The following is a 23,139-nucleotide window of genomic DNA, read 5'->3' on the forward strand; positions in this document are numbered from 1 at the left end:
GCAAAAACTCTCAAATTTAAAAAATTAAGGTATAACATGTTAACTTTACAATCGATAGAAAATGTTGAGGATGTAATATCGTCAATAGAAAATTTTGAGGATACACTATCTTCAATAGAAGATGTTGAAAATGCACTACAGTTAAAATTTCATAAGCAAGTAACTGAGCCGGGCATAAAGAATCCAGTCAAGTTTTTGCAAAGATGGTCATATCTTTCTACCCAAGTAACACGACTTGCTGGAGCTGCATTGAGTCGCGCACATCTCGCAGACATTCAATACTTATTAGCAGAAATTGCTTACAGCGAGTGTGGTCTGGGAAATAAAGACGAAACTCACAGTAAACTAATGATTGAGTTGATTAATAAATCTCCTCATGCTGATGCCATTACTCAAAGATTAGATACATACTTCTTAAATTTATTTGAAGAAACAATTCTCGAATTATCCCAGATGAGCCAAGAAGAAGCAGTTGGATTTATTGTTTCCCTAGAAGCTCCTGCTTATCAAATTCTGGAATTGCTAAAACAAACTTCTATAGCTGTTGGTATTTTTGAAGTGGACTTCTTAAACTCTGAGTATTTTTTGATTCATGATGCTATGGAAAAAGAACACCAAAAATCATGTAATGAATCAATGCAAGTTGTTGTAGATAATGGATTGGAATTAAGTAAAATTTACAAGGGCGGCGAGAGAGGAATTAAGTTTCTTGTTGAATTCCTTGGGTGCTGATTTTTGAGGTAGACTTCTTCAACTATGAGTATTTTTTGACTCATACATAATGACTCATGACACTCGATTTTTGGGTAAAAACAAACGGTACTTGGATCAATGCCATCAGTGTTATTTTGGGTACAGCTGGCGGTATGCTCTTGAAACACCGCCTTCCCTTGAGAATGCAGCGTATTATCACCCAAGGAGTAGCGTTGATTACCCTATTCATTGGTTTTCACATGGCTCAAAGCCTGTTACAAGTCAAAAATAGTCGAGTTGATGGGGTCGTATTAGGACTAGTTGCCATCATCATCGGCGGGCTGTTGGGTGAATGGTGGCATCTAGAAGAGAGGCTTTATCGGGTGGGGGAGTTTCTGAAAGTACGCTTTCAAAAAAGTGGCTATTTCACAGAGGGGTTTGTTGCCGGTAGTTTGCTATTCTGTGTGGGACCAATGGCTTTAATAGGCAGTCTCAACAACGGTTTAACCGGGAATAACACTCTGCTGATATTGAAAGCGACAATGGATGGTATAACTTCTATAGCTCTTGGTAGTAGCTTTGGTATCGGAGTCGGATTTTCATCTTTAGTAATTCTGGTTTACCAAGGCGGTGTCTCCCTCTTAGCTGGATTTTTAATTCAATCTTTACCAGATCCAACTCACGATCCCCACTTATTGCTGATTACTGGTGTGGGTGGTTTAACAGTTATAGGTTTGGGATTTAACTTATTAGAAGTGTCTCAGGTGAGAGTAGCTTCCTTTCTCCCAGCCTTGCTCGTAGCACCACTTCTCTATTTTTTGTGCCAGTAAATCGAACAGTTTTTTTTATCAAGGGTGCAAACTGGAAGATTTTGTGGCTATAGAATAGTTAGACTTAATACATATTTTTGAGCCAATCACTACACCCGGATTTCTCGCAAATGAGAAATCCGGGTTATATCATGTTCGGATAAACAGTTCTCAATGCGATTAGAACGCTGAATGCTTCGCACAACAAACAATGACAATTCTGAAGTGCCGAATGTGGGCGATTTTATAACTGTGGTAACTGCGCTATTGTATCCACATCTTCAGGAATTAACAGCTCGTCGCCATTTTTCTCAAATTCGCATATAGATTCTGGTTTTACGGGACAGGTTTTGTTTTTAATGGGATTTTCGCCGACAAAAAGCCAAGTTAAATTGGTTAATTGGGAAAGCGGGGATAAATCACCTATCTGATTTGATTCAAGGAAAAGAAAATTTAGGTTAGTTAATCGAGATAGGGGAGATAAGTCGCTGATTTGATTGTAAGAAAGATAAAGTTCTTTTAAATTAGTTAGCTGGGCAAGGGGTGACAAGTCGCTAATTTTATGGGACGAAAGGTCTAGTATTTGTTTTTTTCTGAGTTTTTGCTGGGCGCGATCGCAGTTATTTGTACCAGCTTTTCGCAGTAAAACTTTAACTGTATATTTTGTTTGCTTGGGTAAGCTCTCTTTGTGCTTACACAATTGAGTAAAGCTGGGAATAGGTTTTTGGTTTCTTTTTCTGGGAACAGCTGCAGTCGGTTTAGCATTTACTATGGTGATTCCCATCAGTGCTATACAAACTAAACGTATAAATTTCATCGGTTTATAGTATTTTTTAATATCAACAAGGTTATTAAACCCAGCAAAATCGAAATAATCAAGTTATATATGACACTTTGTATTATTTCTTGACAGTATAATTATTAACTAGATAATACTGATATCCGATTTATTTAATTCTTACGAACTATCTAATACCATTTCTTTATAAAGATGCGCCCCTATGAAAGCCCGTGTAGACGGTGAATCTAGTTGGGGGTGTCGGTTTCCATCCCCCAAACTAGTACTCTGGCAAGCCACAATTGCCGGGTAAGGGCAGGCAGGGGGAGCAGGGGAAGCGGAGGGAGCAGGGGGAGAAAAAACTTTTTATTTCCACGCTAAACCCAGCAAAGTTCGCTTGGCGAACCACTAGTGTTCGCGGAGCGTCTCCCGGAGGGAGATACCCGGAGGGGCTTTGTTTAAGTAGCCCCACTCTTATAGAGTGAGGGCTATTGAGCGCAGCCTCATACAGAATTGATATAAGGTATTAATATTTTTCTATTTCTAATTCCCAAAAGACATCTCTCCAAAGCTCCTTCCTCACGGGAGAGAGGCTTTTGAATCCCCATTCCCACATCTGGGAGGGGTTAAGGGGTTAGCTTTTAGGGATTGGGAATATAAATATATTGCTTTAAATTCTCTAAATCCTTTTTAAAATACCCATAACTTGATGCTTTTGCAAAACTCTTATTAAATGTTGTGCTTGAAGTTTGTATAAAGGTACTTTTAAAGTCTGAGGTAAATTATTGATTAATTCTCTGGCTTTATCTAAAGGGTAGTTGGAAATTTTGGCAATTTGATTTGCTCCTTCAAATTTGGCTTCTTCTGTATTGGCGCTTTGAATGACTACTTGCCAATTTTTGGGATAAATACCAATTCTTCCTGCTTCCATTCTTTTCAACCCATCGATGGTTGCAAGAACAGTTAAACTGATACCTGGTTCTATTTGCTTGTATGCTTTAGGCATTAACTCTCCTTGTAGCGGTGGTTTTTGATATAAAATTGGTACTACACCATAGCCGTAAGCAATTTCGGAAAGCATTAAACCATTTAAAGTATCAACTTCAGTAAATTGATATTCCGTGACTAAAACTGTTTGGTTGTGTAAACGGAATAAGTCAAGAATGTTTTCACCAAATGCGGCTCCGGCAAAGGCTTCTGCTGCGACTGCGTAAGCTGATATTATTTGAGCTTTGGGTAATATTTGAGCCAAGTTTTCACTCAAACGCTGCCCAAAAGTACGAATTACTAAATTACTTTTGGGGTTAATTTTTAAAGCTTTTAGTCCCATTTCCACGTTTAACATTTCGTCTTCGCTAGTAGCAATTACGCTTTTCGCTGTGGAAAGATTTACTTTAGTCAAAGACTGGTTTAAATCACCTTTGAATAAAGGTATATCTGGTAAATGATTGTCATCAAAGTCGTCTTCTAAGGCAATCGCGACTAAGGGTTGATTGAATTGCTGTAATATCTTTGCTGCTTTACTACCAACTCTTTTAATGCCAATAATTACTATATGCTCTTCTTCGGGAACTGGAGAGCGTTTTTTGGAAAATAGAAATTTAGTTGATAAGAGTTTTTCGGTAGCCAGCGCATATAATACCCCAACAAAAGCTGTTCCAGCTACCGCTAACGCCAAAGCTAAAAATTGCAAAATTATCGAGTTGGGCTGTACGCTATACAAAAAATCTGCATATCCACCCAAGAGTAAACTAATTGTCAGATATAAAGGATTTACAGAAGTCGAATTTCCTACTAATACATAAAAGAGTATGGTTCCTACAGTTACCAAGCCAATGGTTACTAAAATTGAAACAATTACCAACCGACGAATTTGGGAACCAGAATGCCAATAATCTAAAAACTTTTTTCTAATTTTAATTTGATTAAAAATATTTGCTGGCTCTTTCCATATTTGCTTTTTCTTGGGAGTATTATTAATCGCACCTTTTTTTTGTTTTGATAACAACCTATCAAATTGTTCTACATATATCAGAGTCGAATCTTCCTTAATTACTGTTTCAGAATCCCAATCATAAAAGCAATTAAAGGCATCATATTTATTCGGTAAATAGCACAGTAACTTTCGAGAGCCAGAATTTATTTCAAAAAGCTGACGACGGTGAAAAATATCTCTATCACGAACTTTATGCTGAAAGACTCCCAGCCAATTATTATTTAAATTAAAAAATCCTAACGAATCTCCCCCTAAAGCCGCAAGAGCAAAGGATGCAGCCGATAAATGAATGGGATCGTAACCAACATAATTGCTTAACTGCTCCTCTAAAAGTTGATTTAAATTTTCCTTCGTCGAACGAACTACCAAGCGAGCATTTTTGTTAAGTTGTCTGACAGCGATGGCAGTTTCGGCGTTAATCAATTCGTCGCTAGTGACAATCAAAACAGCACGGCAAAGTTCAATTTTCGCACGCTCAAAAGTGCTATTTTGACGACAGTCACCGATAATTAGTTCATCGAGCAATTTATCTACACCGGGAATTCTCCAACTTTTCGGCTCTACTAACTCAATTCCAACCACCTTTACCCCGAATTGTTTCAAAGCAATTACGCATTGCTGCCCCAATCCTCCTAAACCACATATTAGAAAACGCTCTTCTGTAGCAGGTTTATGTTCTCCCATGACTTAATTTTGGATTCTATATTAGTTAAGACGGTTAAAATTTACAAATTTTGAAACAGTTATTATTCCTTATAAAAAGAAATAGTAAATCATTAGAATGTATTTAATATATATACAGTTGATTTATCGGTATTTTACGAAAAAGGTTTGATACTCATTCAAACAGCCGCAAAAATCATAGCATAGTATATTAATATACTTATAGCTATACGCCATGACTAAAGCAGTAAAGATAGTTAGAAATTTGATTATAGGTTTTGCTTTAATTACAATGATTTCAGCAATCGGCGTTTATGGTTTAATTATTTTCGTCTTTTCTGCCGAGAATGTAGAGGAATATGAAAGTAAACAAGCGCTATCAAGCCTACAAATAAGGTTTGCAAAAGGAAATATTTCTAATGCTTATGTAGCAACTTCTACTTATTGGCACGATTATAATTATTACGCTCGTTTTAATGCAAAAGCAGACTTTATCGAGAAATTTATCGTCGAAACCAAAAATAACAGAAATAAACTTCAAGAAGAACCTATAGATTCTAAGGCTTGCCAAATAATACTCTCTGAAAAAATTAGACTTTCGTGGTGGAATCCGCAAGAGTTTGACGTAGATAAATGCTATTCAGATAAGAATATTTCACCTGGTACCTTTTCCGTATTGCTTTATCATCCCGAAAGCAGAACTGCATTTTATTACCACCATAATAATTAGCATCTCAATGCAGAATATGTATTTTGAAAGAGGTGGGAGAGGGGATAGATTATAGAAGAAAAAATTCCCATCACTCCATTACCCATTACTCCATCACTTCATGACGTATCTGGATTTTTCCCATAAACCCAAACCTCGCTGTTTAGCATTAGCTTCTGCTACCAAATACTGGATTCTGCTTTCATAACAATTTTGCTCTACAGAAGTTTTATCTACAACAGCTTTACCTTCTTTAACCATTTGCAGATTTATCGATTTATTATTTAAAAATACTTCCCCAACAATTTGCGATTCCTTATAGGTATCTGCAAACCTAATAACTATAGGATTACCATTCGGTAAAAGTTGTTTCAATCTTTGATTAGCTTCATCTCTACGAGATTTTCGAGTTGGTATGTGAATGCAAGCCATCTTTACAGTGGCTACTTGCCCGCTGACATTTTTTGCACGAATGGTTTCCCCATCTACCACACCCACCACAGTTGCGAGTATCAACATTAATTCTGTTAAAGAAGTCATTTTTTATTTTAAAAAAGAATATAAGTAATACCATGTTACTTTAATAACTGCGTATTTGGTGAAGTTTAACTCATATTTGACGCAGGGATTTTATACTCCCATTACCCTCTAAAATTTTCGATCAAATTTCTCTCCATAAAAATGCGGAATTCTTCTGAAAGAAATTGAAGGTTACTAAGGATGGCTGATTGTCTATTCTCCTCATAGAATAGAGTTATTCCGGCAGGGAGTATGATTTTTTTTAGCTCAAATTTTACTGACTAGGATTTGTATCGTTAGCGTTATCAGAAAGCATCTGTGGCATTTAATTTTCGAGGCTTCTAATAAACGTCTGCGTAAAAACCTTTGTAGGAAATAAGAAATTAAAGATGAATCAGAATCAACCGAAATTCAACTACGGTGAAGCTCTACAAAAGTCTAATCTTTTCTACCTAGTTCAGCGTTCTGGAGATTTGCCCGACGATTATGTTATTTCTTGGCGCGATGATTCTGCTGTTAATGACGGTGCCGATGTCAACCGCGATTTAAGTGGTGGATACTACGATGCAGGCGACCATGTTAAATTCGGCTTTCCGATGGCAGCCTCAATGACGATGCTTGGCTGGGGCGTAATCGAATATACCGAGGGCTATAAGAAAGTTGGTCAGTTTGACAATACCCTTGAGAATATCAGATGGGGAACTGACTATCTTCTTAAAGCATACGACGATAAAGGAACTGCAACTACATCAGATGATGTTTTCTGGGGGCAAGTAGGTAACGGTCAAATAGACCATGCTTACTGGGGAGCGCCTGAAGACATGACTATGCCTAGACCAGCTTTTAAGGTAGATGCACAAAACCCCGGTTCGGATTTAACCGCAGAAAGCGCTGCTGCATTAGCTTCTGCTTCCATTGCTTTCCGCTCTACTGATGCAGCTTATGCCGATAAGCTCTTGGAGAAAGCTAAAGGGCTTTATGAATTTGCGGAGCAATATCAAGGTGCATACACTGATTCCATCACTAATACTCGGAGTTTCTACAATTCTTGGAGCGGCTATGAAGATGAACTGGCTTGGGGAGCAGTTTGGTTGCACAAAGCGATTCAGGCAAACGGCGAGACGGATAGCCAATACCTAGATAAAGCACAAAACTACTACAAAGGTATTACTCCTGGCTGGACGCATAATTGGGACGAAAAATCTTATGGTACTGCTATTCTATTAGCTCAACTGACAGATAAATCTCAATACAAGCAGGATGTAGAAGCTTGGTTAGATAACTGGGCAGATCCTAATGGTGGCATCCAGAAAACTGCTGGCGGTTTAGCCTGGTTGGATCAATGGGGTTCGCTACGCTATACAGCAAATACTGCTTTTTTAGCCGGTGTTTATGGTGACACTGTTAACGATAAACAAGGAAAATACACGGAGTTTTCTGAAAGCCAGATTAACTATATTTTAGGAGACAATCCTAATAATTTTAGTTACATGGTGGGTTTTGGTGAGAACTACCCCCAAAATCCTCACCACCGAGCAGCTTCTGGTACGACTAATATCGGTGACTCTGACTCTAATGAATACACTCTCTACGGTGCATTAGTTGGTGGTCCCTCTGCACCAAATGATGATGCTTATCAAGATAAGCGTACCGACTATATCGCCAATGAAGTTGCATTAGACTACAATGCAGCTTTTACCGGCGCTCTAGCACGCATGACTGAGCAATTCGGTGGGGAAGCACTGACTGAAATTCCTGGTATTAACCTTGATGGAAGTACTAATCCCAACGACTCGGGTGGCAATGATAATCCCGACGTAGATAATCCCAACGATTCGGGTGGCAATGATAATCCCGACGTAGATAATCCCAACGATTCGGGTGGTAACGATAATCCCGACGTAGATAATCCCAACGATTCGGGTGGTAATGATAATCCCGACGTAGATAATCCCAACGATTCGGGTGGTAATGATAATCCCGGTGGAGATAATCCCAATGATTCGGGTGGTAATGATAATCCCGATGGAGATACCGGAACATTAAAGGATGTCCAATTCTCTGTAGTAAATCAATGGAATAATGGCTTTACAGGCAAAATCAAAATTACTAACAACAGCAATCAAGCTATTGATGGCTGGGAGTTGGAATTTAATGCTCCTTTCGAGATAAAAAACACGTGGGACGCTAGTATTGAAAGCGATGAAGGAAACGAATATGTCATCAAGAATCTCGGCTATAACCGTTTAATTGCGTCAGGAGAATCAGTTGAGTTTGGTTTCCAAGGTAGTTATTCTGGTGATATCAATTTAGCTATTGATAATGTAGAGCTTAATGGAACGGGAAATCTTAGCAGTGCGGTTGGTTTAACCGATAGTAATCCAATCGTTCCAGCTACTGCTAGCGATAACCCTGATGAAAGTAGTAATCCAATCGATCCAATTACTGGTAGCGGTGATAATTCCAATACAGATAACAATCCAACCGATCCAATTACTAGTGGTGGTAATCCCGATTCAGCTAATGAAGCAATTGATAATGTCGTTTTCTCTCTAGTAAATCAATGGAATAATGGTTTTACAGCCAATGTAAAAATTACCAACAACAGCAATGAAGTTGTAAACGGTTGGGAATTAGAATTGAACACTCCTTTTGAGATTAAAGAAATCTGGAATGGCAGTATTGAAAGTCAGGAAGGAAACGAATATCTGATTCAAGATGTGGGCTGGAATGCCTCCATTGCACCAGGCTCATCCCTTGAGTTTGGCTTTAATGGTATCAATGCCGATGCTATAAGCGAGCAGGATATTATCAACCAAATTAGCTTTTCTTCGGATTCCTTGCCAATTTCTGACTCTTAGATGTAACAGTTTTAGATTTGTAGGGGAGGCTCTCTAGCAGTGTCGTAATCCAACATTACTCTATTCATGTTGGGTTACGGTGCAATTTCTAACTTACTAGTACTACACCACATTAATTTTGAGGAGTTATAAACTTTCTTTTAAAAAACCGCAGAGAGCGCAGAGGGCGCGGAGGAAGAGAGTTCAGAGGATTATCTTGTTAAAAGGGAAATTTCTGTTATCCCTCATTACTTATGTGGCAGAGTACTAGTACTCAAGCAAGCCAATATTGGCTGAGGTAAAGGAGGGGGGAGAGAGGGAAGAGGGGGGAGAGAAAATTGTCTGTATTAACGATACATCCTGCAAAGTTTTCTTGGTGAAGTACTAGTCAAAAAATCATACTTATAAAAGCACTTAACCCAACCTACTGAGCGCGTTGTTAATCAGTTCCTCTACGGTAGAATGGTTCGCAGTTATTTTTGAAGTAATCAGAAAAATAACTTTCAGAACTATCAATTTTAACGAAATCCACGGGTGGATCTGGTATTTCAATGTTGCGAATGCACAAGTCTAAACCCGAAATCACAGCATCCCAATCACCATAATCTTCGATAGCTATAAGGGTATGAGGTTTTTCATCATATGATGGGTCGAAAAAGTGAGCAAGATAAGCGGATTTGACCGATTTAAACTTTGTTAAATAATTTTTTAATACCTCAACCAAAGCCTTGGGATAATTTGCGGGCTGACCAATCATTATTTCGGTTCCACTTTGGACTTCCCTTGCTGAATCTTGGTTAAAAATACTCCCATCTAAAAGAGATGCAATTTCTTCGACTGTAAATTCTTTTCCACAATCATTATTTGGATTTAAAAGTAATTTTTGTCCTTTAGTCATCTCAAAGAAAGTCCTGGCATTAAAACTAACATAATCTGATTCTTCCCTAATAGCTCTTTGCAAAGCTGTAAACGAACTGAAAAATGGTAAATAAACATTACCGTTTATTTCCATAGACTGGATTGAGATGGATTCTTGCTCACCCGCAATTCTTGAACCATAGCTTGGCTTTGAATTAGGGGGTTGTACTAAGAAAATATCGGATTCCAAAATAAGTTTGTAAAAATCATTACGAACAACCGGGTCATTGGCTGCCTTAACTAAAAGTTCTTCTAATTGATTACTAGGATTAAATTCCATTTAATTAATTATTTTAGATATTGAAGCATACTTTAGAATGCTTATTTTACTTACTAAAATAGTCTATAAATTATACTTACGCCTGCGAATTATTTCGTATATTGGTTTAGACAGGAAAATAATTTGCTTAGAAACGGTTGGTTTGAATTCTGTCGTAATCCAATATTAGTAATTTGAAACAACCACAAATAATTTTGGATTAAGGTGCAATTTCTTATTCTTTAACTAAAAACCATATTTATCAAAGCACTGCGAGCGTAACCTACAATTACTATTCTCTTCAATAATTTTAAATTATCGAATGGTGCGTCACGGCATCAACAAATTAACTCTTTCTTACCAAAGTTATTCAAGCCGTGGCACAACGGCAATATTGTGGGAAGAAAATCTACACCACAATTTGCCTCCCCTACAATTACCAATTACCCATTCACCAATCCCTTAAATTTCTCATATAAAGGCAATTGCTTCAAAATCGGGGTCATTTACAGTTTTTAGGTTGGGTTAGGCACCAAAACTAATTTGATTAAAAACGATAACTTTAAATCGTGTCCTAACCCAACATCAATCATTTGAAACAATCACAGATAATGTTGAGTTACGGTACAATTTCTAATTATTTTAATTTGATACAGGATTCTCAACTAGCATTTCCTTCACATATCGCTCAATAACCAATCGCTGTTCTTCGCTTGTTAGGCGATTGGCTTGAATCAGCCAGTCAAGACTAACGCCATTTACCAGTGCTAGAAGAGCGTTGGCTTCAATACCAGGCTTTATATCCTGGCGCAATAAGTTAGCTGCTTGCAACCCTTCAAGCTCCTCTACTAACATCTCTCGCAGTTGTGCTGCGCTCTGCTGATGTTCGCTCATCAGGTTTTCCCGACCAACGGCATATCCTAAAAATGCTACCCAGACTCTCAGTATATCTTGCCGCTCTCTATCTAACGGTAAAAATGCTGAGAGCATGGTGACTAATCTTTCTATTCCCGAAACAGAATCAATTGCTTCTGCCATAAAAGTTTTGAGTTTTTCTGTCACCTGATTTAAAGCGAACAAAATTAACTCTTGCTTATTGCGAAAGTAATGAGTGACAACCCCTGTCGTACAACCCATTTCCTGCGCGATCGCCCTCATGCTAGTACGGTCTAACCCCTCCCGCACAATTACTTGCCAAGCTGCTTGCGATACCTCAAGACGACGCTTTTCCTGGGTCATAGATTCTCAAATAATTCTTCAACTACTAGTTCTTGACAAACTATCATAACAGTTGTTATATACTAAATATGCATAACAACTGTTATGAGGTAAAAGAATGCAGACAACGCAGCGACAACACTACAAGAATCTCTTTACCGATAGTCCTACTCCTCGTTCTGGCTGGGTAGGTATAATAGACCGCTTTATTGGACCAGGAGCAACCCCGGCTGAGTTATGGCTGCAGTTTTTACCAGCAGTCATAGCTGCAATCGCAGCACCTGCTTATGCTCTCACGCTCTCCGATTCCTGGACAGGGCTACAGCTTGGTTTGATAGTTCTGCTGGGGTTTGATTGTGTTGGTGGTATTCTCACCAATGCTACTGCTTCTGCTAAACGCTGGTATCACCGTTCTGGACAAGGGTGGCAACAACATATGATTTTCGTTGCTTCTCATACGATACATATCAGCTTGGTTGCTTTGCTGTTTCGGGAAAGCGATTGGGCGTTTTTAATCGTTGTATCTGCTTATTTACTGATAGCATCCATAGGGATTTTGCGTTCGCCACTTTATCTTCAGCGTCCTATAGCGCTAGGGTTTTACGGATTAGCTTTGCTCGGCGATCGCTATCTATTTTCTCCAACTCTAGGTTTGGAGTGGTTCTTACCTTTTTTGATGTTGAAGCTTTTGGTCAGTCATTTACTTGCAGAAATTCCGTATTCCTCTGATGTCGATAGGCAGTATTGAATGCATCCACATTTTTGATTTTGGGAAAATTATGATGACAACTTTTAACAAATATGCGATTGCCGGACTTTTGGCTTTATCATCCGTTTCCCTAAGCGTGTTAGTACCCGGAGGACCGATTGAAACCCGTAGTTTTTCTCATATAAATCCGATTATTCTAGGAGTATTTAATACCTTCTTAACTTCCCTGAGCATTATTAGTCTATTAATCGTCTATTTTGTTTTGAAGCAAAAGTACTGGGCATCTATAATATCTGCGGTTTGCGGTGTGTCCTATTTTCTGGTGTACGGTTTGGATTTAGCTCGTATATTTCCTGTTTCTCCCGATAAGCTGCTACGCAGCTAAATTGAATAAACAGCGTTACCTTTATTTTTAATCTTGCGGTCCCACTTAATAATAAGACCTCCTTGATTTAACAATTTATTTAATAATTCTTCAAGCTGTTCTACTGATTCAAATAATCTATGAGCTATATATTCTTTCGCTGAGTGCCAAACTAATTCAATTAAATTATAATCTGGACTATATGGTGGTAAGAATTCCAAAATTATATTTGGCATTTCTTTTTCAATTTTCTCTAAAATATCTTTTCTTTTATGAAAGCTGGCATTATCTAAAATAATCACTATTTTAGCTGCATAATCATTAAAATATTCAATTTTATTTCCTTTTTCTACCCATTCTTGTAAAATAAAACTATACAAAAGAGTAAGTTGTTCATAGAATACATCCGCGTCTCCTTTTTTGATGACGAAATTCATTCTTTTTTTATCGTGATAACGTAATCCTCCCATGATATTTACTCTTCCTCTTCTTCTTTGACCGGTTACTTTTTTTCTATGACCTTTTTTACCCCATGTTTTTCTTCTTATAACCCTCAAACTGAATCCGCTTTCATCCCAAAACCATACCTGCAAACGTTCTGGGGTTTCTTTTGTTATTTTTAAATATTCGGATAATTTCTCTTTAAATATCTTACGCTTCTCAGGATTTTGTTTATCCTCCAAGCTATATTTTGCCCACAGGTAAACGAACTTTTTTCTTGATAATATTCTCCTGACTTGAGAGCCACTTAACTTAATTCCTGTTAACTTTTCAAGATAAGTTGCTAATCGAGCAGATGTCCATCGACCAAATTCATATCCATACTCTGACGGTTCTTTATCAACTATTTCTAATAATAAGTCTTCATATTCTTTAGTTGCTTTACGGAAATTACCCTCTCTTCTTCCATCTAACAAACTATCTAAGTTGTCTGGGTCGCCATGAACTGCCCAGTATGCAACTGTTCCATATGCAATATTTAAAAAATCACTAATCTCTTGATATGTTTTTCCATCATTCATCAATAATAAAATTAGAATTTTTTCTCTTACATAAGGGTTCTCATACTCTTTGAGGGCTTTTAGCAGTCGTTCTCTCTGCTCCTTAGAAAGATGATTTTTGGCTGGCATATCTAAATGGCGATCGCACCCGTTACTGATTTTTGTATTATACAATCAAGCTGCGTAGCAGCTTACCATGCCTACAGCACTCTTAAATATTGAAATTCTGGGAATAGTGCTTTCATTACCTTTGATGCTGTTAGCAGGAAAAAGTATTTTTCAAAGTAGTAAGTTGTCTGGAGAAACCAATACTTTCAACCATCAGAGTGATGCGATCGCACTACCTTTAGTTACCCGAAGACGGTTTGCTTATGCTGTTGCTATTGTTTTATTAGCAATTAGCATTATTACTTTTGCTACCAAGTCGGCTATGGGGGTTTGAATATACCAGTTAGTAGGTTGTAGGTTGAGTTAGACACGAAATTAATTTGATTAAAAACGATAAATTTAAATCGTGTCGTAACCCAACACCAGTAATTGAAACAACCATAGATAATGTTGGGTTACGGTGCTATTTCTTATTCCTTAATTAAAAACCATATTTATCAAAGCATCGCGATCGCAACCTACAATTAATATTCTCTTCAATAATTTTAAATTATCGAATGGTGCGTCACGGCATCAATAAATTAACTCTTTCTTACCAAAGTTATTCAAGCCGTGGCACAACGGCAATATTGTGGGAAGAAAATCTACACCACAATTTGCCTCCCCTACAATTACCAATTACCAATTACCAATTACCAATTACCCATTCACCAATTCCTTAAATTTATCATCTTCTGCAATCGCTTCAAAATCTGGGTCATTTACAGCATCTTCTTTGTACTTCTCGTTTAATGCAATTGCTTTTTGCAGAGTTTCTACCGCTTCATCAACTTTTCCTTGATAACTATAAGCAATGGCTTTGTTGTAATAAGCGCTAGCATAATTCTCGTCAATTTCCAAGGCTTTATCGAAGCTAGTTAATGATTCTTCATCTCTTTCTAATTCAATTAAAACATAACCCCGCTTATCATAAGCTTTAGGAGTGGGATGCAAGGTAATGGCTTTATCAAAGGAAACTACTGCATCATCGTAACGCTCCAACATTTCTAACGCCATGCCGCGATTCATCCAAGCGGTTGCATTAGTTGGCTCAACTTCTACGGCTTTATCAAAGGCTTGAAATGCATCTTCATGACGCTGCAATTTACCTAAGATTACACCTTTATCAACCCAAGCTTGATAATAATCGGGCTTAATTTTCAACGCTCGATCAAAACCTGCGATCGCGTCTTCGTAACGCTTGATTCTTCCCAAGCTCATTCCCAAGACAAACCACAGCTTTTCGTTATCTGGCTGCTTTTTCACGACTTTACCAAAAGCGGAAATTGCACCTTCATAACGCTTCAATTCCATCAAGGCTAAACCGCGATGGTACCAGCTATCGGCATCTTGGGGATTAATTTCCAATACTTTGTCAAAACACTGAATCGCATCTTCGTATTGCTGCAATTCCCATAAACTTAAACCTAACTGATACCAAACTTTTTCGTTTTCTGGCTGTACTTCCAAGGCTTTATTATAAGCGTCGATGGCTGCTTGATAATCTCCGCTTGCAAATAACTCGTCACCTTGAGTAACAAATTCATCGACATTGACAAATAATTGGGGATGATTTGATTGTAATTTTTCTACCGGTTCTACTACCTTTTCAAGCTTTTGCAAGATTTCGCTCACGGCAGAGGAGGCTATTTCGCTGGGTGTAATTTCGGATAGTTTTTGTAGTATCTGCTGCTTCTCAGTTTCTGCATCCGATTGCACTAACTTTAATTGTTCGCTTAAGGTGGATTCCAATTTATCCAATTTATCTAAACTAGAATCTTTACGAGCGGTAATTTCCGATTGTAAAGCAGCAAGTTGTTCCTGAGCGGTTTTTTCTAATTTTTGCAAGCTTTCTAAAGTTTGATTTTGCTGAGATTCGATGCCGTTGGTAGAAGTTGAAATTTTGTTGTTGGCTTCTTTTTCTAAATTCTGCAATAATTCGTAAGCGGAATCCTTACGCACTTGTACTTCAGATTGTAAAAGAGCAAATTTTGCGGTTAAATCAGTTTCCAACTGCGATAAACTTTGTAGGGTTTCTTGCCTTTGCTCTTGAATTCCCGATTGTGATTCTTGAAGTTTTGCAGCAACGGAAGTTTCTAAATTAACTATATTATTTTGAGTTGAATTAACTTGCTGCTCAATCAAGTTTTGCGCTTGTTTCAATTCAACACTAATTTCCGAACGCAATTTTTCGAGATTTTGTAGCGTTTCATCCCTATATTGTCCAGCTTTTTCTCTGGCATCGGTTTCAATATCATCAAGTCGCGGAGCAAAATCGGTTTCTAATTTTTGTAAACTCTGTAAAATAGCATCTCGCTGTTTTTGAGCATCTTGCTGAAGCTGAGATAATTGATTGCTGAATTCGGATTCGGTACCGGCAAATCTTTGTAAAGTACCGTCTTTTTGGGTTTGTAAATCGGTATGTAGTTGAGAAACCGTAGAAGCAAACTGATTTTCGGAAAGTTTTAAATTCTCGATAATCGCATCCTTCTGACTTTGTACGTGAGTCAAAATCGCCGACAGTTGAGGAGCAAAATTCGCTTCTTGCTGCTGTAAATTCTGTAAAATTTGCTGTTGCTGGGCTTGAGTCGCCGATTGTAGCTGCTGCAACTCGGTTGTAAAATCGGCTTGCGATTGTTTGATATTTTGTACTGTTAAATCCTTATGTTGCTGTAAATCCGCTTCCAGAACATTTAATTTAGGTTTAAACTCCGCAGAAAGGCTTTGCAAGGAAACTAAAATTAAATCTCGCTGCTGCTCCGCAACCGATTGAAGTTCCTTTAACTCGCCGATAAAATCAACCTGCGACTGCTTGAGATTTTCAACCACATCATCCTTCTGCTGCAAAACATCCGACTGCAACCCCTGCATTTGGGGAACAAACTCACCACTCAACCTTTCCAAATTTTGAATTATCGCATTACCTTGTTGCTGAGCATTAGCTTGAACTTCCGATAGCTTACCAGTAAATTCCGTATCCAACTTATTCAAAGCTTCCCTAAATACAGCAATCTGCGATTCAATTTCCGACAAAGCTTGTTGCTTCGACGCAGATAAATCGGAAACTAAAACTGATAAACCTTCTTGCTTGCTACCAATATCTTCACTTAAAACCTTAGCTTCTTGGTTCAACTCATCAACAGTACCTTCCGCTTCTTCAATGAGTTTTTGTACCTTTTTATTAGCACTAGCAATTTTAGCTTCTAAATCACCCAACTCCTTAAAACGTGCAGTTACTAAATTTGTAACTTCCCGAAACACCGCACGTCTTAACAAAAATATAGAAATAATCACCCCAATCATTAATACGACTAAGGTAGCGAGAAATAAACTGAAGAGAAAAGTAGTTTGTTCAATATATTGATTAGTATTTTGCTGCTGTTGCTCCAACCGTTCAATTTGCTGCTCCGTTGACGCTTGAGCAACAATATAATTATTAGTAGGTTTCGCAGCCTCTACCCCAACAGACAACAAAAGGGTTGATAACATTATATTGCCGAACGAAACCCAAGCAAATACCTTTGAATTAAAGCCTTTCACAACTCCCTTCCCTTGTCTGTTGGTAATTAGTTAACGCCTATATGATAGCGGGTTTTGACTGTTGTGTGGGAATTGGGGATTGGGCATGGGGCATTGGGGATTGGGCACGGAAAAATAATTGTAGGGTGTGTGACGCTTCGATAATTTTTGTTGGTGGTTACAAAGTAGTTAATAGCGTCACGCACCATCTTTGGGTTTTGGGGATATTTTAAAGTGGTTGATGGGAGTGCGATCGCATTCTAAAAAATGCTTCTTAGGTTCGTAGTTGCGCTACTCTGCGAGAAAGCTTTGCTTACAGCGCCAATCAATATTGATGTCAAAGCGCTACTATAAACATATTTTGCGATTATCTTTTAACTTTCTTTCTCTTCAACCAAAATCTTATCAAGTCTATCATTAGCATCTTTAGCAAGCTGAGTACATCGTACACCTGAAACCAAACCAACAGCAGTAATTACAGTTCCTTGTGGAACCTTATTTGATAAAAATATTCCCGCACCTACTAAACTTATAAAGAAAGTCACGGTAGTTGCAACAATCGCAAGGTTAAAGCTGTAACGTGATTGGCGTAAGCGCTCTTGAGTAATGCTTAATTCTATTGAAGATTGAGATTGAAAGTTCATTGATTAAACCGTGTTGACTACATCTCTAATATCACTCCGTTAAATCAAGATATTGACTGCTCAATGATTGTCTTGTAAACAACTTATGATTTACGTATGATTGCTTTATGACCACGTTTTGATTGTGTAACTAATTACGATAGATAGCTGCAATATTATGACAGACCTTAACCTCAACGGCAGAAAAAAGCAGAAAATAACTTATACTGCCTCTAATGAAGGTATAGAAGAAGCAGAGAGGGCTTTAAAAAGGCTAGGGTTTGAGTCAAAAAGTAATTTTGCAAAGTCACAATTAATATCTCGCACTACAGTTACAAAATTTTTTAATCATCAACCAATTCAGCTTGATTCTTTTAAAAGAATATGCGATGCATTAACATTAGAATGGGGAGAAATCGCGGAATTACGAGAAAAAAAGCAATTAGAATCCTTTGAAAAAACTGCTTGCAGTGGCTCAATGATTAATAAAGAGGTGGAAGTAGAAATGACTAGCCGCCGTCAAGTAACTGTGATAGATAAAAAAAGTGAAACAATTAAAGTTCAAATTACATTAGAAGGTGATATTAATTCAGTTAGTAATTTTAAAATTCTCGAATTAATTTTACGAGAACATTCGGGAGACACTATAAAAGTTATTGATATTCAAGAAGGCAGTATCAAGTTAACTATAGAAGGTTCTCAACAAGATATTGAAAGGCTTGTAGAGCGCATACAATCGGGAGAAATAACGGAAGTAAATGGCTTTCCTGTTACAAACTTTCAAATTTTGGGCGAAAGTTCAGGCGATCGCCTAAGTAACGAAGCAGTAGACAAATGGAGTTTGGTACAAGAAATAGTCACTCAGCCAATTCAAGAACGAGATTTGAGAGGTATTGATTTGAGTGATGCAGACCTTAGTGGTGCCGATTTAAGCTATGCCGATTTAAGCTATGCCGATCTTAGTGGCGCAGACCTTAGTGGCGCAGACTTAACCTTTACCGACCTGAAGGCTAGCCGCTTAAGCAGTGCGAACTTGAACGGTACAGACTTAAGTGGTGCCAATTTAATATTTATCGACCTCAGTGGTGCCGATTTAAGCTATGCCGATTTAAGCTATGCCGAACTAAATAATGCATTCCTAAGTGGGGCTAATTTAAGTAGTGCCGACCTAAGTGCTGTTGACCTAAGTTATGCCGATCTCAATGATGCTGATTTGAGTGATGCCGACTTGAGTGCTGCTAACTTAAAGGGTACAAAAATTAATAACAAAACAAAGCTTGATAATAAATGGTTTCTTGTCTGGACAATTGTAAATTTTGATGCTGTATTTCAAAACTTAAGAAATGTTGACCTGAGAAGTGCTGACTTGAGAAATACCAATTTGAGTAATGTAGATTTAAGCGGTGCCTTCCTAGAAAATGCTGACTTAAGTGGTGCAAATTTAAGTGATGCTGATTTGAGTAATGCTAACTTAATTGGAGCAAAAATGAGCGGCACTAATCTTAGCAGAGTAAAAGTAAAGGGCGCTATCTTCGGAGATAATATTGACCTTCCTAAAGATATGGAATGCGATCTGGAGAACGGAGGCGCTATTTTTAACGATTCTCCAGGCGATCGCTCTGGAGCCTTGGCTCGCTATTAGGATTGCTGTCCTTGCTCTTCCTGATATTTCTTCATTGCCGCATCAAACGCAGCGATAATCTCATAACCCGAAAGGCGATCGCCCTGCCATACCTGAGCAAAAATTTCCATCCCGCAACGGCTAATAAGACCTTCATCTGGGTCATCAGGATGTTCGGGGTGAGGTTTCAATTCGTTTTCTCCGCCAGCAGCACAGATTAAATCAAGCATTATCTTATGAGTTGGTTGTGAACTATCCAAATCGTCAGGTTTTTCCATCGCGTCTATAATTCCCTGAATTCTATCTGGATGGGCTTGTGCTACATAGTTGAGTAGGATAGGAAATAGTTCAATCTGGGTTCTATCTTCAAATCCGCTTGCCATCACAGCCAAGTATGCAGCAGCTTCAGTATCAGTCAAGGTTGTTAAGCGAGTACTTACTCGTTGTTGCAACCGCTCAAGGAATGGCACACCTAAATGTTTTTCTAAAGCATCTAAGGCACTAGGCATTGTGGCTACTTTCAATTCTGTCCGAGCTTTGGCTCTAAAATCTTCTGGAACATCAGCCAAAAGTGCTTCGGTGGCATTGTCACTAAGTATGATTCCTCCTTGCGGATGAACGCTGAAATCTTTGCCTGGTGTGTACCCCTTTTCAACAAGCACTTGATAAAGAGTCTTTGATGCTTCTTGCATCATGCGCTCGTACCCTGACTGACCTAACATAGTTTTATAACACCACTTAAAATCCTCTGACGGTAGCGTAGGCAAAACTTCATTGATTACTAAATCTGTTGTGCGCTCTGCTCCCAATTTTAAACACAGTTTTCTTATAAACTTTTCATACGCTTCTGAATTATGACTACTGATTATCTTGGTAATCAGACGTTTTTCTTTTTGAAATCCGAATCCTTTCATTTTATAAATTTTGATTAAGGTTCATTAGCAAAATCAAATACGTTGTTAGTTATTGTTGCGAGACTTACTTTTTTGATTTGTTAAGTTGCCCATAAATAATAAAACGTGAATCGAAATTTTGCACTGGGTAAGGAGAAAAATCTATAAGTGAAGTTGCTCTAATTATCGAGATTAGAGAAGCTACAACAATAATTAAGATAATTAGGATAGTTTATACATTCTTGTTTCCCACCAAAGAAACATTATAAAGTTGAGATAACCATGAGTCTTATATAAGTGGAGAATATAAAAAAATCAAACTGCGAGGAATCCACTTAATCCTCTACTTCCGGTTCACCAATTGTCTGCTGTGACGCATGACGAATATGAAGAATTCTCACAGTTGCGGCTGGCTGCTCATCAAGAATCGTAAATAGAATCCGGTAAGTTTGTTTTCCTTGTCCGTAGAGAAGTTGACGAATTTCTTGGCTAAAAAAGGCATCTTCACGAGCGATCGCACAGCGCCGAGGCATTTCTTGAAGAGAAACGATGGCGTTAATCAGCCCTTGGTACCAAATTTGGGCGCGTTCGGCCGTGGTAAACTGAGAAAAATTTAAAAATGCTGCGTCGGCTTCAGCTTTGGCGATGCTAGAAAAATCAATGCGGTATGTCATGCTTCAAGAGACAATCCATATTTTTGATTTTGCTCGGCAATAAAATCCTCTAAACTCGAAGATTGTCCTTGCTCAAAATCATCAAGCCCGCGTTGAATTCCTTTCAAAGCCTCGAAAAAATCTTGGTCGTCTAAACTCAGCCCCAAAGCCAGAACAAAGAGTGCCATTTGCGAAATATCTTGTCCAGTACTTTCAGCACGCTGTCGCAACAGTGCCTCAATTTTCGGTGGCAGATCGAGCGTAATGGACATTGTTGATTTTCTCTGTGGGATACTGGTTTTATTATAGCGAAAGTGTCAGAAACACCAGTTGTAGGTTAGATTATGCCCTATGTCTTATCGGACACGCTGCGAAGACGGTTTCTCAACCTACTAACTAAAATCCATTTTTTACAATCAAAAATTTAGCTCGTGTAATAAGTCTATATACACCCATCGTCTTAAACAAATTTAATTCCTTAAAAACCCGGTTTTTCAAAAAACCGGGTTTGTTAATCATCCAAATCGGAACTTATGAAAACCATATTTCAAAAATCCACACCCCGAACAAAATACTAAATACAAACCGTGCAATCTAGAGCGTCAATTTGATCGAGTCACAAACTATGAGTATTTATCACTAATAGTTAAAGCACAACATAATTGGATTAGTTAAAATGCTTCAAATATTTAGCTTATTCCTGGAAAAAATTGGCAATATCAAAGAGCAGAAACATGAAGGTATGGCAGCAGTTGTTGCTTATTTAATGTTTACTTCTTATTGCCTCACACTGATAGCACTAATAGTCATCATCGCATTGTAATAATTCATCCGAATAATTGATAGAGCGCAATCAATAAACGCTCTACCAATTAAAAACTTGCCTTCTCGAATGCTTTCACGAAGTAATTTTATCAGCCTCTGGTTTTTCCAGTACAATACGCTCTTTTAAATTAGCTTGATGATTTTTACATGCAGTTTCATCAATGATATTAAACTTATGACCAATAAAATGGTCGGCTTCACCAATGAGAAAGTCAATTACTTCATCACCTATCGCAATTTCGAGTATTTTCGACATTTGCTCAGACTGCTCTTCCGATAAAGTTTTTAGAGCCGCTAAATAGCAATATTCTTGAATAATTTGTTTTTGCTTGCGAGTTAAAGGTAGTTTTTGACTATTCATTAATTTTATCTTTGATAAATCAATCATTTTTTAGCTCCTCACCAAATTCTGTTCAGACTTACACCGTCTAATAAGTAACGACTTATTTACAAAGTGCAGTATCTTAATGGTAAAAAAATAGAACATATTTGGTTCTATTTAACCTCCTAATAAGTGTGAATAAATAAGGCTTTTGTGACTATCTCTATTTAGTGATGTACTAGTAGTTTTTGTGACTCTAATTAAGTAAATGTCACAAAATCTTTATTTTTTACACTAAAAGGTACAGTTAATTGATGCAGTATGAATAAAAGCTCAATTGTGCCTTATTTACTCAACTGGAGGATTGGATGGTAATCTATAATTCTCGCCAAGCATTTGATGCAGAGTTTGAGACGCTGCTGTTTCCTGGTAGTTCTTCTGCTCATTCAATGCTGGGTTTTATCCTACGTAGCCTTGCTCAGTTTAACCTATCACGTAGTTTTACTGTCACTGAAATCCTAATCGAAGCATATGTACGTGGTGTGAAACAAATTGAGAAAGGAGAATACATTGAAAACCCTATTCCCTGGATTAGATCCACATCTTACAACATAATTCGAGAATATAGCAGACAACGTAATAGAATTTGTCAACTCGAAGAAGAAAGAATAGAACCTCCTACAGATTGCAGTCTACTTGATTTTAAGGACGTTAACGAAGATTTAGAAAGGGTATTATTAGCATTTGAAAAATTAGATGAAGAGGAAAAAGAAATTCTGAGATTAAAAATAATAGAAAAATTAAAATGGAAAGAAATTATTCAAGTTCTAGAAGACAGGGGTATTAGATTTAAAAACGAAGCAGCATTGAGAAAGCGTAAGGAAAGAGCTTTAAAACATCTTCGCGAAATTTATCATTCACTCTATCCTCAGAATGTTTAGCCTTTATTTCACCCATTCCTGACAAGTTAACGTTATACGTTTACAGCCTTAACTCGTCACGAATGCTGGTGTTGATTTGCTAAAAATAATTTTTTAGTAGACTATCATTTCAGAAGATA

At 37.7% G+C, this 23,139-nt stretch carries 22 protein-coding genes; 10 read left to right on the forward strand and 12 right to left on the reverse strand.

Annotation, left to right across the window (positions count from 1 at the left end; all coding sequences use genetic code 11):
* Nucleotides 1-36 precede the first annotated feature (36 nt).
* Together RIV7116_RS25200 and RIV7116_RS25205 are read left to right on the forward strand one after the other, a co-directional pair.
* Nucleotides 37-732 carry an iron-containing redox enzyme family protein gene (locus RIV7116_RS25200; RefSeq protein ID WP_015121155.1) on the forward strand — a complete coding sequence of 232 codons (696 nt, stop codon included), beginning with the start codon at nucleotides 37-39 and terminating at the stop codon, nucleotides 730-732.
* 56 nt (nucleotides 733-788) lie between these two features.
* Complete coding sequence (locus RIV7116_RS25205; protein ID WP_015121156.1) at nucleotides 789-1,523, forward strand: DUF554 domain-containing protein; 735 nt, start codon at nucleotides 789-791, stop codon at nucleotides 1,521-1,523.
* Nucleotides 1,524-1,746: 223 nt separating this feature from the next.
* Here the strand turns inward: RIV7116_RS25205 and RIV7116_RS25210 are convergent, their stop codons facing one another.
* A complete protein-coding gene (locus tag RIV7116_RS25210; RefSeq protein WP_015121157.1) occupies nucleotides 1,747-2,319 on the reverse strand; it encodes a leucine-rich repeat domain-containing protein in 573 nt (190 codons plus the stop codon).
* A 640-nt stretch (nucleotides 2,320-2,959) separates the two neighbouring features.
* Nucleotides 2,960-4,960 carry an NAD-binding protein gene (locus tag RIV7116_RS25215; protein WP_015121158.1) on the reverse strand — a complete coding sequence of 667 codons (2,001 nt, stop codon included), beginning with the start codon at nucleotides 4,958-4,960 and terminating at the stop codon, nucleotides 2,960-2,962.
* Nucleotides 4,961-5,174: 214 nt separating this feature from the next.
* Between RIV7116_RS25215 and RIV7116_RS25220 the strand changes: the two genes are divergently transcribed.
* The gene (locus tag RIV7116_RS25220; RefSeq protein WP_015121159.1) at nucleotides 5,175-5,669 is read left to right on the forward strand and encodes a hypothetical protein; all 495 of its coding nucleotides are present in this window, start codon (nucleotides 5,175-5,177) and stop codon (nucleotides 5,667-5,669) included.
* Nucleotides 5,670-5,762: 93 nt separating this feature from the next.
* Here the strand turns inward: RIV7116_RS25220 and RIV7116_RS25225 are convergent, their stop codons facing one another.
* Entirely contained in the window at nucleotides 5,763-6,188 is a 426-nt protein-coding gene (locus RIV7116_RS25225; protein WP_015121160.1) for a thermonuclease family protein, read from the reverse strand.
* Between the two features lie 368 nt (nucleotides 6,189-6,556).
* On the opposite strand from RIV7116_RS25225, the gene RIV7116_RS37490 reads away from it, so the two are divergent.
* A complete protein-coding gene (locus RIV7116_RS37490) occupies nucleotides 6,557-9,028 on the forward strand; it encodes a glycoside hydrolase family 9 protein (RefSeq protein ID WP_015121161.1) in 2,472 nt (823 codons plus the stop codon).
* A 418-nt stretch (nucleotides 9,029-9,446) separates the two neighbouring features.
* Here the strand turns inward: RIV7116_RS37490 and RIV7116_RS25235 are convergent, their stop codons facing one another.
* Together RIV7116_RS25235 and RIV7116_RS25240 are read right to left on the reverse strand one after the other, a co-directional pair.
* Nucleotides 9,447-10,205 carry an enhanced serine sensitivity protein SseB C-terminal domain-containing protein gene (locus tag RIV7116_RS25235; protein ID WP_015121162.1) on the reverse strand — a complete coding sequence of 253 codons (759 nt, stop codon included), beginning with the start codon at nucleotides 10,203-10,205 and terminating at the stop codon, nucleotides 9,447-9,449.
* Nucleotides 10,206-10,826: 621 nt separating this feature from the next.
* On the reverse strand, nucleotides 10,827-11,423 hold the full coding sequence (locus tag RIV7116_RS25240; protein WP_015121163.1) for a TetR/AcrR family transcriptional regulator: 597 nt from the start codon (nucleotides 11,421-11,423) through the stop codon (nucleotides 10,827-10,829).
* Nucleotides 11,424-11,520: 97 nt separating this feature from the next.
* Here RIV7116_RS25240 and RIV7116_RS25245 point away from each other — a divergent pair, with 97 nt between their 5' ends.
* Together RIV7116_RS25245 and RIV7116_RS25250 are read left to right on the forward strand one after the other, a co-directional pair.
* Nucleotides 11,521-12,150, forward strand: a complete 630-nt coding sequence (locus tag RIV7116_RS25245) for a hypothetical protein (RefSeq protein WP_015121164.1) — start codon at nucleotides 11,521-11,523, stop codon at nucleotides 12,148-12,150.
* A 31-nt stretch (nucleotides 12,151-12,181) separates the two neighbouring features.
* Nucleotides 12,182-12,496 carry a hypothetical protein gene (locus RIV7116_RS25250; RefSeq protein WP_015121165.1) on the forward strand — a complete coding sequence of 105 codons (315 nt, stop codon included), beginning with the start codon at nucleotides 12,182-12,184 and terminating at the stop codon, nucleotides 12,494-12,496.
* Here RIV7116_RS25250 and RIV7116_RS25255 read toward each other — a convergent pair.
* Nucleotides 12,493-13,605, reverse strand: a complete 1,113-nt coding sequence (locus tag RIV7116_RS25255) for an IS630 family transposase (protein WP_015117034.1) — start codon at nucleotides 13,603-13,605, stop codon at nucleotides 12,493-12,495. The two genes, RIV7116_RS25250 and RIV7116_RS25255, sit on opposite strands and share 4 nt — an antisense overlap.
* Nucleotides 13,606-13,672: 67 nt before the next feature.
* Between RIV7116_RS25255 and RIV7116_RS25260 the strand changes: the two genes are divergently transcribed.
* Nucleotides 13,673-13,918: a hypothetical protein gene (locus tag RIV7116_RS25260; protein ID WP_015121166.1), complete on the forward strand. Its 246-nt coding sequence runs from the start codon at nucleotides 13,673-13,675 to the stop codon at nucleotides 13,916-13,918.
* 365 nt (nucleotides 13,919-14,283) lie between these two features.
* On the opposite strand, the gene RIV7116_RS25265 is transcribed toward RIV7116_RS25260, so the two are convergent.
* Entirely contained in the window at nucleotides 14,284-17,112 is a 2,829-nt protein-coding gene (locus RIV7116_RS25265; RefSeq protein ID WP_052330851.1) for a tetratricopeptide repeat protein, read from the reverse strand.
* A gap of 404 nt (nucleotides 17,113-17,516) precedes the next feature.
* Nucleotides 17,517-17,786 (reverse strand): hypothetical protein, encoded by a 270-nt coding sequence (locus RIV7116_RS25270; protein ID WP_015121168.1) that lies wholly within the window; start codon nucleotides 17,784-17,786, stop codon nucleotides 17,517-17,519.
* A gap of 157 nt (nucleotides 17,787-17,943) precedes the next feature.
* Here RIV7116_RS25270 and RIV7116_RS25275 point away from each other — a divergent pair, with 157 nt between their 5' ends.
* The gene (locus RIV7116_RS25275; protein ID WP_015121169.1) at nucleotides 17,944-19,407 is read left to right on the forward strand and encodes a pentapeptide repeat-containing protein; all 1,464 of its coding nucleotides are present in this window, start codon (nucleotides 17,944-17,946) and stop codon (nucleotides 19,405-19,407) included.
* Here the strand turns inward: RIV7116_RS25275 and RIV7116_RS25280 are convergent.
* The 3 genes from RIV7116_RS25280 to RIV7116_RS25290 all read right to left on the reverse strand — a co-directional run bounded on the left by RIV7116_RS25280 (nucleotide 19,404) and on the right by RIV7116_RS25290 (nucleotide 21,204).
* Nucleotides 19,404-20,300 carry a hypothetical protein gene (locus RIV7116_RS25280; protein WP_015121170.1) on the reverse strand — a complete coding sequence of 299 codons (897 nt, stop codon included), beginning with the start codon at nucleotides 20,298-20,300 and terminating at the stop codon, nucleotides 19,404-19,406. The genes RIV7116_RS25275 and RIV7116_RS25280 overlap by 4 nt on opposite strands.
* 314 nt (nucleotides 20,301-20,614) lie before the next feature.
* Nucleotides 20,615-20,953 carry a type II toxin-antitoxin system RelE/ParE family toxin gene (locus RIV7116_RS25285; RefSeq protein ID WP_015121171.1) on the reverse strand — a complete coding sequence of 113 codons (339 nt, stop codon included), beginning with the start codon at nucleotides 20,951-20,953 and terminating at the stop codon, nucleotides 20,615-20,617.
* A complete protein-coding gene (locus tag RIV7116_RS25290; RefSeq protein ID WP_015121172.1) occupies nucleotides 20,950-21,204 on the reverse strand; it encodes a hypothetical protein in 255 nt (84 codons plus the stop codon). The genes RIV7116_RS25285 and RIV7116_RS25290 overlap by 4 nt, the downstream gene beginning before the upstream one ends.
* Before the next feature lie 404 nt (nucleotides 21,205-21,608).
* Between RIV7116_RS25290 and RIV7116_RS36050 the strand changes: the two genes are divergently transcribed.
* The gene (locus RIV7116_RS36050; RefSeq protein ID WP_015121173.1) at nucleotides 21,609-21,755 is read left to right on the forward strand and encodes a hypothetical protein; all 147 of its coding nucleotides are present in this window, start codon (nucleotides 21,609-21,611) and stop codon (nucleotides 21,753-21,755) included.
* A gap of 75 nt (nucleotides 21,756-21,830) precedes the next feature.
* Here RIV7116_RS36050 and RIV7116_RS25295 read toward each other — a convergent pair whose 3' ends face one another.
* Complete coding sequence (locus RIV7116_RS25295; RefSeq protein WP_015121174.1) at nucleotides 21,831-22,145, reverse strand: hypothetical protein; 315 nt, start codon at nucleotides 22,143-22,145, stop codon at nucleotides 21,831-21,833.
* A gap of 302 nt (nucleotides 22,146-22,447) precedes the next feature.
* Between RIV7116_RS25295 and RIV7116_RS25300 the strand changes: the two genes are divergently transcribed.
* Nucleotides 22,448-23,020, forward strand: coding sequence for an RNA polymerase sigma factor (locus tag RIV7116_RS25300; protein WP_015121175.1), 573 nt, complete (start codon nucleotides 22,448-22,450; stop codon nucleotides 23,018-23,020).
* Nucleotides 23,021-23,139 lie beyond the last annotated feature (119 nt).

Origin of the sequence: Rivularia sp. PCC 7116 (assembly GCF_000316665.1) — a bacterium.
Classification (GTDB): Bacteria; Cyanobacteriota; Cyanobacteriia; order Cyanobacteriales; family Nostocaceae; genus Rivularia.

Excerpts from the sequence above, each read along its gene's own strand:
- RIV7116_RS25265 (WP_052330851.1), bottom strand. The coding sequence starts at position 17,112 with ATGTTATCAACCCTTTTGTTGTCTGTTGGGGTAGAGGCTGCGAAACCT.
- RIV7116_RS25285 (WP_015121171.1), bottom strand. The coding sequence starts at position 20,953 with ATGACATACCGCATTGATTTTTCTAGCATCGCCAAAGCTGAAGCCGAC.
- RIV7116_RS25280 (WP_015121170.1), bottom strand. The coding sequence starts at position 20,300 with ATGAAAGGATTCGGATTTCAAAAAGAAAAACGTCTGATTACCAAGATA.
- RIV7116_RS25220 (WP_015121159.1), top strand. The coding sequence starts at position 5,175 with ATGACTAAAGCAGTAAAGATAGTTAGAAATTTGATTATAGGTTTTGCT.
- RIV7116_RS25275 (WP_015121169.1), top strand. The coding sequence starts at position 17,944 with ATGACAGACCTTAACCTCAACGGCAGAAAAAAGCAGAAAATAACTTAT.
- RIV7116_RS25260 (WP_015121166.1), top strand. The coding sequence starts at position 13,673 with ATGCCTACAGCACTCTTAAATATTGAAATTCTGGGAATAGTGCTTTCA.
- RIV7116_RS25250 (WP_015121165.1), top strand. The coding sequence starts at position 12,182 with ATGATGACAACTTTTAACAAATATGCGATTGCCGGACTTTTGGCTTTA.
- RIV7116_RS25240 (WP_015121163.1), bottom strand. The coding sequence starts at position 11,423 with ATGACCCAGGAAAAGCGTCGTCTTGAGGTATCGCAAGCAGCTTGGCAA.
- RIV7116_RS25295 (WP_015121174.1), bottom strand. The coding sequence starts at position 22,145 with ATGATTGATTTATCAAAGATAAAATTAATGAATAGTCAAAAACTACCT.
- RIV7116_RS25270 (WP_015121168.1), bottom strand. The coding sequence starts at position 17,786 with ATGAACTTTCAATCTCAATCTTCAATAGAATTAAGCATTACTCAAGAG.
- RIV7116_RS25255 (WP_015117034.1), bottom strand. The coding sequence starts at position 13,605 with ATGCCAGCCAAAAATCATCTTTCTAAGGAGCAGAGAGAACGACTGCTA.
- RIV7116_RS25245 (WP_015121164.1), top strand. The coding sequence starts at position 11,521 with ATGCAGACAACGCAGCGACAACACTACAAGAATCTCTTTACCGATAGT.
- RIV7116_RS36050 (WP_015121173.1), top strand. The coding sequence starts at position 21,609 with ATGCTTCAAATATTTAGCTTATTCCTGGAAAAAATTGGCAATATCAAA.
- RIV7116_RS25215 (WP_015121158.1), bottom strand. The coding sequence starts at position 4,960 with ATGGGAGAACATAAACCTGCTACAGAAGAGCGTTTTCTAATATGTGGT.
- RIV7116_RS25205 (WP_015121156.1), top strand. The coding sequence starts at position 789 with ATGACACTCGATTTTTGGGTAAAAACAAACGGTACTTGGATCAATGCC.
- RIV7116_RS25235 (WP_015121162.1), bottom strand. The coding sequence starts at position 10,205 with ATGGAATTTAATCCTAGTAATCAATTAGAAGAACTTTTAGTTAAGGCA.
- RIV7116_RS25200 (WP_015121155.1), top strand. The coding sequence starts at position 37 with ATGTTAACTTTACAATCGATAGAAAATGTTGAGGATGTAATATCGTCA.
- RIV7116_RS37490 (WP_015121161.1), top strand. The coding sequence starts at position 6,557 with ATGAATCAGAATCAACCGAAATTCAACTACGGTGAAGCTCTACAAAAG.
- RIV7116_RS25290 (WP_015121172.1), bottom strand. The coding sequence starts at position 21,204 with ATGTCCATTACGCTCGATCTGCCACCGAAAATTGAGGCACTGTTGCGA.
- RIV7116_RS25300 (WP_015121175.1), top strand. The coding sequence starts at position 22,448 with ATGGTAATCTATAATTCTCGCCAAGCATTTGATGCAGAGTTTGAGACG.
- RIV7116_RS25210 (WP_015121157.1), bottom strand. The coding sequence starts at position 2,319 with ATGAAATTTATACGTTTAGTTTGTATAGCACTGATGGGAATCACCATA.
- RIV7116_RS25225 (WP_015121160.1), bottom strand. The coding sequence starts at position 6,188 with ATGACTTCTTTAACAGAATTAATGTTGATACTCGCAACTGTGGTGGGT.